10 protein-coding genes and 1 pseudogene are annotated in these 8,526 nt (G+C 48.6%); all 11 read left to right on the top strand.

Annotated features, from left to right (window positions below; genetic code table 11):
• Window positions 1-978 (top strand): virulence-associated E family protein (locus tag OCV77_RS15535; RefSeq protein WP_262575907.1); only part of this gene is annotated, 978 nt, incomplete at its 5' end.
• A gap of 241 nt (window positions 979-1,219) precedes the next feature.
• A complete protein-coding gene (locus OCV77_RS15530; protein WP_117963110.1) occupies window positions 1,220-1,417 on the top strand; it encodes a hypothetical protein in 198 nt (65 codons plus the stop codon).
• A complete protein-coding gene (locus tag OCV77_RS15525; protein WP_262575906.1) occupies window positions 1,418-3,088 on the top strand; it encodes a recombinase family protein in 1,671 nt (556 codons plus the stop codon). It begins immediately after the preceding gene.
• 90 nt (window positions 3,089-3,178) lie between these two features.
• Window positions 3,179-3,259, top strand: a pseudogene (locus OCV77_RS15520) (Maff2 family mobile element protein); the annotation flags it as partial.
• 62 nt (window positions 3,260-3,321) lie between these two features.
• A complete protein-coding gene (locus OCV77_RS15515) occupies window positions 3,322-3,564 on the top strand; it encodes a prevent-host-death protein (RefSeq protein WP_058351259.1) in 243 nt (80 codons plus the stop codon).
• Window positions 3,561-3,938, top strand: coding sequence for a type II toxin-antitoxin system death-on-curing family toxin (locus tag OCV77_RS15510; protein ID WP_058351258.1), 378 nt, complete (start codon window positions 3,561-3,563; stop codon window positions 3,936-3,938). The genes OCV77_RS15515 and OCV77_RS15510 overlap by 4 nt, the downstream gene beginning before the upstream one ends.
• 94 nt (window positions 3,939-4,032) lie before the next feature.
• Window positions 4,033-4,173: a Maff2 family mobile element protein gene (locus OCV77_RS15505; RefSeq protein WP_118799190.1), complete on the top strand. Its 141-nt coding sequence runs from the start codon at window positions 4,033-4,035 to the stop codon at window positions 4,171-4,173.
• Window positions 4,174-4,906: 733 nt separating this feature from the next.
• A complete protein-coding gene (locus OCV77_RS15500; RefSeq protein WP_097782457.1) occupies window positions 4,907-5,368 on the top strand; it encodes a DUF3879 family protein in 462 nt (153 codons plus the stop codon).
• A 586-nt stretch (window positions 5,369-5,954) separates the two neighbouring features.
• Window positions 5,955-6,353, top strand: a complete 399-nt coding sequence (locus tag OCV77_RS15495) for a plasmid mobilization protein (protein ID WP_109258806.1) — start codon at window positions 5,955-5,957, stop codon at window positions 6,351-6,353.
• Window positions 6,325-7,950 (top strand): relaxase/mobilization nuclease domain-containing protein, encoded by a 1,626-nt coding sequence (locus tag OCV77_RS15490; protein WP_262575905.1) that lies wholly within the window; start codon window positions 6,325-6,327, stop codon window positions 7,948-7,950. The genes OCV77_RS15495 and OCV77_RS15490 overlap by 29 nt, the downstream gene beginning before the upstream one ends.
• A complete protein-coding gene (locus OCV77_RS15485; protein WP_317246647.1) occupies window positions 7,940-8,278 on the top strand; it encodes a cysteine-rich VLP domain-containing protein in 339 nt (112 codons plus the stop codon). Before OCV77_RS15490 ends, OCV77_RS15485 begins: the two co-directional genes overlap by 11 nt.
• The last annotated feature ends 248 nt before the right edge of the window (window positions 8,279-8,526 follow it).

Genomic DNA, 8,526 nt, shown 5'->3' with positions numbered 1-8,526 from the left:
GGGACAGAGCGAATCCGCTTCTGCCTACGGCACTTTCTGGGAGCTGACGCAGATGATTACACCTATGAAGCGTTGAAGCTGTTCCTGATGGGCGCTATCTCACGAGCCTTTCAGCCGGGGTGCAAGTTTGAAATCATGCTCTGTCTGGTCGGAGGTCAGGGGGCTGGCAAGTCCACCTTCTTCCGTCTGCTGGCAGTCCGGGACGAGTGGTTCTCCGATGATTTGCGGAAGCTGGACGATGACAATGTGTACCGTAAGCTGCAAGGTCACTGGATGATCGAAATGTCGGAAATGATGGCAACCGCCAACGCCAAGAGCATTGAGGAAATCAAGTCGTTTTTAAGCCGGCAGAAAGAGGTTTACAAGATACCCTATGAAACCCACCCGGCAGACCGCCCCCGTCAGTGCGTGTTTGGCGGCACTTCCAATGCCCTTGACTTCCTGCCCCTTGACCGTTCAGGCAACCGCCGCTTTATCCCCGTCATGGTGTACCCGGAGCAGGCGGAGGTTCACATTTTGGAGGACGAAGCCGCTTCCAGAGCCTATATCGAGCAGATGTGGGCAGAAGCTATGGAGATTTACCGAAGCGGCAGGTTCAAGCTGGCTTTCAGCCCCACCATGCAGCGGTATCTCAAAGAACACCAGCGGGATTTTATGCCGGAGGACACCAAAGCCGGAATGATACAGGCGTATCTTGATAAGTACACCGGGAGCATGGTCTGCTCCAAGCAGCTCTACAAGGAAGCCTTAAACCATGCCTTTGACGAGCCGAAGCAATGGGAAATCCGGGAAATCAACGAGATTATGAACCAGTGCATTACCGGATGGCGGTACTTCCCGAACCCAAGAATGTTTTCCGAATATGGCAGACAAAAGGGCTGGGAGCGTGAAAACCCGGCAACGGACTCCGGCAACCCGTCTGAAAAAACAACGGACGATTTTGTGGAGGTCACAGAACAGATGGAGCTTCCATTCTGAGAATGACAGCCCGTTGCACCCCCTGTTGCTATCCCGTTGCCGAGCCGGTTGCCGGGAAAAATCCCTTAACTGCGGGCTTTTCTCCCTTATAACAACCAAAACAACAGAAAAATAAAAGAAAAGTATAAATAGTAACCATCGCCAGATTGAGATTGTTTGCAAGGTCTTTTGAAGCCCGTTGCCGGACTTCGTTGCCGACACCCTCTGTCTGGCTATTTTCATGTATGGAGGATAACTGCCTATGGCAAAAAACAAAACAGAGATTCATGTGACCACTGTATTTGACGGGGAGCTGGACGCCACCGATGTGTTCGTCAGCCTGATTTCCCAGAAATACGGAAAAACAAATATAAAAGAATATCTTGCTAAAAAGAAAGATATGGAGTATAATGAAGATGAGGTTCAAAAGAGCCAGATACCGTCTGGATTGTGTGGGTAAATGGCTATGATGAACGAAATGGAATACAGAACAATCGGTTCGGCACTTGCCGGAGGGTATCGTGCAGCGGTCTATTGCAGACTGTCAAAGGACGATGACCTGCAAGGCGAAAGTGCCAGTATCGCAAACCAGCGTGATATGCTGGAAAAATACTGCGAAAAGCAGGGATGGGAGGTTGTGGCAGTCTATCAGGACGATGGCTTCACAGGTCTTAATATGGAGCGTCCTGATCTACAGAGAATGTTGAGAGCCATTGAGCGCAGGCAGGTCAACCTTGTCATCACGAAAGACCTCAGCCGACTGGGGCGTAATTATCTGCAAACCGGGCATTTGATTGAGGACTTTTTCCCAAGAAACGGTGTCCGCTATATCGCCATGAATGACGGTATCGACACCCTGCGGGATAACAACGATATTGCCCCGTTCAAGAATATCCTGAACGAGATGTACAGCAAGGATATTTCCAAGAAAGTCCATTCCTCTTATCTTCTGAAAGCGCAGAAAGGACAGTTTACCGGGTGTCTTGCCCCGTTTGGGTATCGGAAAGACCCGGAGGACAAAAACCATCTGCTCATTGACGAGGAAACCGCCCCGATTGTGCGGCTGATTTTCGGATATGCCCTGAACGGTCATGGTCCGAACTATATCCGCAGACGGCTGGAGGAAGAAAAAATCCCCTGCCCCACATGGTGGAACCGGGAACGGGGGCTTCGCAATACCCGCACCAAATGGGAAAAGAAAGACCCGGAAAACGGGCGGTATATGTGGGACTTCTCCGTTATCAAAGACCTTTTGATGAATCCCGTCTACACCGGGGCGATTGCTTCCCAGAAAAAGGACTACCGTTTCAAAATCGGCACGATTGGGGAAAAGAAGCCGGAGGACTGGATTGTGGTGGAGGGGCAGCATGAACCGCTGATTGACCGCATGAGCTTTGACATTGTGCAGAATAAGCTGAAATCCCGCCAGCGTCCGGGGCAGACCAATGAAATCAGCCTGTTTGCCGGACTGATAAAATGCGGCGAGTGTGGGAAGTCGCTGACGATACGCTACACAAACGCAAAACATCCCCAGCAGATTTATTCCTGCAAGACCTACAATGCCTTTGGAAAGAACCACTGCACCCAGCACCGGATTGACTATGACACCCTTTACAGCCATGTGCTGCGGAAAATCCGGGAATGTGCCAGAGCTGCCCTGATGGACGGGGAAGCGGTTGCCGACCGCCTGACCAATACCTGTGAAGCCGAGCAGCGGGAACAGCGGGAAGCAATGGAACGCTCCCTTACAAGGGACGAGGAACGGATTGAGGTTCTGGACAAAATGGTCATGCGGCTTTATGAGGATATGATTGCAGGGCGTATCAGTGAGCAGAATTTCAACACCATGCTGGAAAAGACACAGACCGAGCAGACGGAGCTTAAAACAAAAGTGTCAGAGGGCAGAAAGCGGCTGTCTGATGAAGTCCAGCTTGCCAATGACGCAAAACAATGGGTGGAAGCCATTCAGGAATACGCCAACATCACAGAGCTGGACGCAGCCACCCTCAACCGCTTAATCAAAGAAATCGTCGTGCATGAGCGCATTGACGAGGATAAAACAAGACACATTTCTATCGAAATTCATTTTAATCTCAAACCCATCCCGGAGGTGGAACAGGTCAGTGCCTGACCTGTCCCGCCGGGACGGTTCTCTTAAAAAACACCATATAGATTTTTGTACGCCGCCGCCCGCCATCGAGCAGAGTTTTACACCTAATTGGGGATAAAACAGTTCATGGCTGGCGGCGGTGTGGCTCTTATCGGTACTACTCTTGTGCCTTTACTTTCCGGTTTGTTCTAATTAGGTTGTATTTATCCTAAGATTTGTGTATACTATAGTAAATAGATCACGGAGGTGCTCATATGACTATAGATACAAAAACAATGGTTTCTATTTCAGAAGCTAACCAGAATTTTTCTAAAGTAGCAAGACTGGTAGACGAATGCGGTTCGGCAGTAATTTTGAAGAATAATGTACCAAGATATCTTGTTATAGACTTTAGTAAAGCAGATAAGGATTTTACAGCATCTGATGAAGATGTGTTAAGTATTTCAAAGCAACTTATGGAACAGAATAAGGAAGCGTATGAGGTACTGGCTAAATGAAAAAATTGAGCAAAGAGCAGATTCTTATGCTTCATACTCAATTGATTCAGCAGACTGGTGGAAGCGATGGAGTCAGAGATTATAATTTATTGGATTCAGCTTTAGAAACTCCTTTTCAGTCCTTTGGAGGAGACGAATTGTATCCTACAATACAGGCGAAAGCCGCAAGGCTAGGATATGGGCTAATTAAAAACCATTGTATGATAGATGGTAATAAAAGGATTGGAACTCATGCAATGCTGGTTTTTCTTGCTTTGAACGGAATAGAACTTAAGTATACTCAAAAAGAATTATACGAAACAATTCTTGATGTTGCAGCGGGAAACATTGAATATGAAGGCCTATTGCAATGGGTTTTGGATCATCAAAACTAAATAGTGTAACTGGCATAAGGCCGAACATGGAAAATAATCTGTGCTCGGTCTTTTCTTATGCCCAAATTAGTAGAGAATATGGAGAATTTATATTATGGCATTTTTTCAGAGCGCAGTAGGAACATTGCAGACACTTGTAATCGCACTTGGAGCGGGTCTTGGAATCTGGGGTGCAATCAATCTTATGGAAGGATACGGTAACGATAACCCGGGTGCAAATGCTCATGTGCGGTAAAGTAACACACAAGAATTTGACAGGCAGCAGCCCTTACTATTCCTAAAATTCCGAAAATTAAGTGAAAATGAATAGATTTCTTAAAGTCTGTATGATAAAATATGATTACGAACAAATCAACAAATCGGAATTGAACTAAATCGCTGCGCGATGGCCTGCGAAGGCTGTGGCGCAGTTTTCTCTTTAACTTAAAAAAGGCAGTAGATAATGAGTCCTAAAAGTAGTATTGTTAAATCACCACAAAATAACAATTCTCTCTTGCCTGGAAAGGTCTTGAGGAATATTTGATTTACCATAAATTATCGAATAAAATAAATTGGATTACTTCAGATGAAGTTCCAGAAGAAGGAAATTTTATATGTTAAAGTTCAATTTCCGGCAACGAACAATCCCAGTTTGTCGAACAGATAGCAAATCCAGCCGAGCCAGTCAACGGCAAGTAAATGGGCTTCGCCCACCGTTGACAGCCCCGCCTGTCTTTGCAAATATGCAGCCAAGAGGACGATAGCCCAAAGTGCTACCACCCTCTTTTATTATTAACAACTGAATATCCCGCCACCCCACAGAAGGCAAAACGCAGCTTCCGAGCTGCCGGAAAATCGTGTTTTTGCAACGATGAAATTTTTTTGGGGGGGGATGGATATTATATTTTCGCCAAAAGAGCCGATTATATTTATAAAGAATATGACAGCTATTCTTAAAACAGGGTGTATTGTTATTTGGAGGTGTACTTATGACGATTACAGGAATGACACGATTTGTGCAACAAAATTATAAGGTTCAAAATTCGCACTTAACCCATAAACTTCCAAATGGCTCTTTACCGCCAAAGGAGCATGTTAACCCATATTGTCCGGAGGGAATGGATATTACAGGTCGAACAGATTTTCGCCGCATTGTCCCTGTTGACGAGGGCGTTGCAAATAAGATAAAATCTTTGGTGTTTGAGAGCATGGAAAAGAACTGCGGCATGAGTGATGGAGAAATTGAAAGCGAAATCATAAGAAATTATGTTATGTCATTGCCACCCGAAGAACGAGCTGCCGCTGGGTGGACATTAAATCAGATTAGTCTGCAAGAGGCTGACCGATTGGGAGAATATGTACATCAGCGAGACCCCTCATGGAATTGGGGAAAGCCAGTCAAGCCCGGTATCTTGGATGACTACAAATCAGGCATGAATATACTAATATGATGTAGTTGTAATAGTAATATTGCAATTTTCCATTTGTAGAGGGGTAGCCCAAAGTGCTCCCCCTCTTTTATTATTTACAACTGAATATCCCGCCGCCCCACAGCGGCACAGGAAGCAGTAAATCCGAAAAAGATTTGCTGCTTTTTTTGCGCCCGTTTTTGGCAAATCGGGAAAGTGTCAGTACTGATAAGTGAACAGAGGGAAATTCCCGTTTTCTATCAAGCAGCGGGCAGAATACAGCTTTCAAAACGCCTTATTGTCGGGAAAGAATGAGCCGCCGGAAAAGTTTCTGCCGGAAAGTCCGTCATTTTCGCTCTTTTGTGGTTTGTAGGGAGTGAAAGGGAAAATGTTACCGCTGGAAGTTGGCACATTTCCCACCTGCGGCACTAAGGAGATTGAACCCCGCCGGACACAGCGGAAAGCGGCAGTTTCTTAGAGCAAGTTTCTACCACAGTACCAAAATTCGCTTACAGCTCCTTTTGTCCCTGCGGGAAACTTGTTGGGGAGTGCCTTCCCCACTGCTTATGCGGCATATGCCGCTTATCACAGCCGCAGCTATGCGGCAACAGAAAGGAGGTCTTGCACCATGCGAAAAAGATACAACACGCCCCACCGCAGCCATGTTATTAAGACCCGGCTGTCTGATGAAGAATACGCCGACTTCACGAAGCGGCTTGCCCCTTATGGTATCAGCCAGTCGGAGTTTTTACGGCAGGCAATCCGGCAGGCAGCCATACGCCCCGTTATCCATGTGTCGGCGGTCAATGATGAACTGCTTTCCGCTGTCGGGAAGCTGGCTGCGGAGTACGGGAAAATCGGCGGCAACCTAAATCAGATAGCCCGCTGCTTAAACGAATACGGCGCACCCTATCCACAGCTTGCAAAGGAACTAAGGGGGACGGCGGCGGAACTGGCAGCCCTCAAGTATGAAGTCTTGCAGAAAGTAGGTGGAGTGGTTGGCGATACTCAAACATTTCAGCTCTAAAAATGCAGACTACGGGGCAGCCGAAAAGTATCTGCTGTTCCAACACGACGAATTTACCATGAAGCCCGTCCTTGATGAAACCGGGCGGCTTATACCGAGGGAGGACTACCGCATTTCTTCCCTCAACTGCGGGGGCGATGATTTTGCTGTCGCCTGTATGCGGGCAAATCTCCGCTATGGGAAAAACCAAAAACGGGAGGACGTAAAGAGCCACCACTATATCATTTCCTTTGACCCAAGGGCCGGCACAGACAACGGCTTGACCGCAGACCGGGCGCAGGCGTTGGGCGAGGAATTTTGCCGGGAACACTTCCCCGGACACCAAGCCCTTGTCTGCACCCACCCGGACGGGCATAACGGCAGCGGGAACATTCATGTGCATATCGTCATAAACAGTTTAAGGATTGCAGAAGTTCCGTTCCTGCCCTACATGGAGCGACCCGCCGACACAAGGGAGGGCTGCAAGCACCGCTGTACGGACACCGCCCTGCGCCATTTCAAAGCCGAAGTCATGGAGATGTGCCACCGGGAGGGGCTTTACCAAATCGACCTCTTGAATGGCAGTAAGAACCGCATAACAGACCGGGAATACCGGGCGCAGAAAAAGGGGCAGCTTGCCCTTGATAGAGAGAACGCCGCCCTTGCCGCCGGGGGACAGCCACCGAAAACCACCAAGTTTGAAACGGACAAAGAAATGCTGCGCCGGACAATCCGGCAGGCTCTTTCCCATGCTTCCAGCTTTGACGAGTTTTCTTCCCTGCTTTTGCGGGAGGGCGTGACCGCCAAGGAGAGCCGGGGGCGGCTTTCCTACCTCACGCCGGACAGGACAAAGCCTATCACAGCCCGGAAGCTGGGGGACGATTTTGACAAGGCTGCTGTCCTTGCCCTGCTCACGCAGAACGCCCGCAGAGCTGCCGAACAGACCACAGCCATACCCGAATACCCCCACACCCAAAAGGGACGCTTGCGGGAGGAAAAAGCCGCAAAAACCACCCCGGCAGACAACACCTTGCAGCGCATGGTTGACCGGGAAGCCAAGCGAGCCGAGGGCAAGGGCGTGGGCTATGACCGCTGGGCGGCAAAGCACAACCTAAAGCAAATGGCAGCTACCGTTACCGCCTATCAGCAGTATGGCTTTTCCTCCCCGGAGGAACTGGACGAAGCCTGTTCTGCCGCCTATGCCGCCATGCAGGAAAGCCTTACGGAGCTGAAGCAGGTGGAAAAGACGCTGAACGGGAAAAAGGAGCTGCAACGGCAGGTGCTTGCCTATTCCAAGACCCGCCCTGTCCGGGACGGGCTGAAACAGCAGAAAAACGCCAAAGCAAAAGCAGCCTACCGTCAGAAGCACGAAAGCGACTTTATCATAGCAGACGCAGCCGCCCGTTATTTCAGGGAGAATGGCATTTCCGAGCTGCCGAGCTATAAAGCCCTGCAAGCAGAGATTGAAGTCCTTATCAAAGAGAAAAACAGCGGCTACAACGATTACCGGGCAAAACGGGAGGAATACCGCCGCTTACAGACTATCAAGGGCAATATCGACCAGATTTTACACCGGAGCGAGCCGCAGCGCAGAAAGGAGCAGAACCATGAACGGTAATATCCCCCGCATGGACTACCGCCAGTACCGGGCAGCCCGCCGCCTTGTGCATGAGTGCTGCAACTATGACAGCGGGAACTGCCTGCTGTTGGAGGACGGCGAGCCTTGCGTGTGTGTGCAGAGTATCAGCTATTCGCTGCTCTGCCGCTGGTTTACTGCCGCTGTCCTGCCCCTTGATGAAGCATTGGAAGCCGCCCTCATGCGCCGGGGATGTTGGATAGTGCGTAGGGGCGACAAACAAATACAAATAAAAAAGGGACTTCCTCAATCCTTTAAGGGCTATGACAGTAACGGTTATAGTCTTTTTTATGCGGTAACTACCGTATGAAATGAAATCATATTTCCTAAAGCAAAGAAATACCCACCTACAATATTCCGCTATCTAATCCCCCGAAAACTAGCGGACGAGAAAATCATAAATCAGTGCCAAATGCAACAGCTATCACTTACCGCATCAATTCTACTCACCAATGGCAGGCAAGAGAAAGAGAGACAGAAAAGCAAAAGAAAGAACCAAAGAAAAGTAAAAGACAGAGAGATAGAGAATGATGTTAGTTAACTTATCAATCAATCCTA

The sequence above is a fragment of the Suilimivivens aceti genome (genome assembly GCF_025567405.1).
Lineage (GTDB): Bacteria > Bacillota > Clostridia > Lachnospirales > Lachnospiraceae > Suilimivivens > Suilimivivens aceti.
This window is presented reverse-complemented; position numbering and strand designations above follow the sequence as displayed.

What these genes read in the sequence shown, in the direction of transcription:
- OCV77_RS15505 (WP_118799190.1), top strand. Translation starts at nt 4,033, where the DNA reads ATGGCATTTTTTCAGAGCGCAGTAGGAACATTGCAGACACTTGTAATC.
- OCV77_RS15485 (WP_317246647.1), top strand. Translation starts at nt 7,940, where the DNA reads ATGAACGGTAATATCCCCCGCATGGACTACCGCCAGTACCGGGCAGCC.
- OCV77_RS15525 (WP_262575906.1), top strand. Translation starts at nt 1,418, where the DNA reads ATGGCTATGATGAACGAAATGGAATACAGAACAATCGGTTCGGCACTT.
- OCV77_RS15530 (WP_117963110.1), top strand. Translation starts at nt 1,220, where the DNA reads ATGGCAAAAAACAAAACAGAGATTCATGTGACCACTGTATTTGACGGG.
- OCV77_RS15515 (WP_058351259.1), top strand. Translation starts at nt 3,322, where the DNA reads ATGACTATAGATACAAAAACAATGGTTTCTATTTCAGAAGCTAACCAG.
- OCV77_RS15500 (WP_097782457.1), top strand. Translation starts at nt 4,907, where the DNA reads ATGACGATTACAGGAATGACACGATTTGTGCAACAAAATTATAAGGTT.
- OCV77_RS15510 (WP_058351258.1), top strand. Translation starts at nt 3,561, where the DNA reads ATGAAAAAATTGAGCAAAGAGCAGATTCTTATGCTTCATACTCAATTG.
- OCV77_RS15495 (WP_109258806.1), top strand. Translation starts at nt 5,955, where the DNA reads ATGCGAAAAAGATACAACACGCCCCACCGCAGCCATGTTATTAAGACC.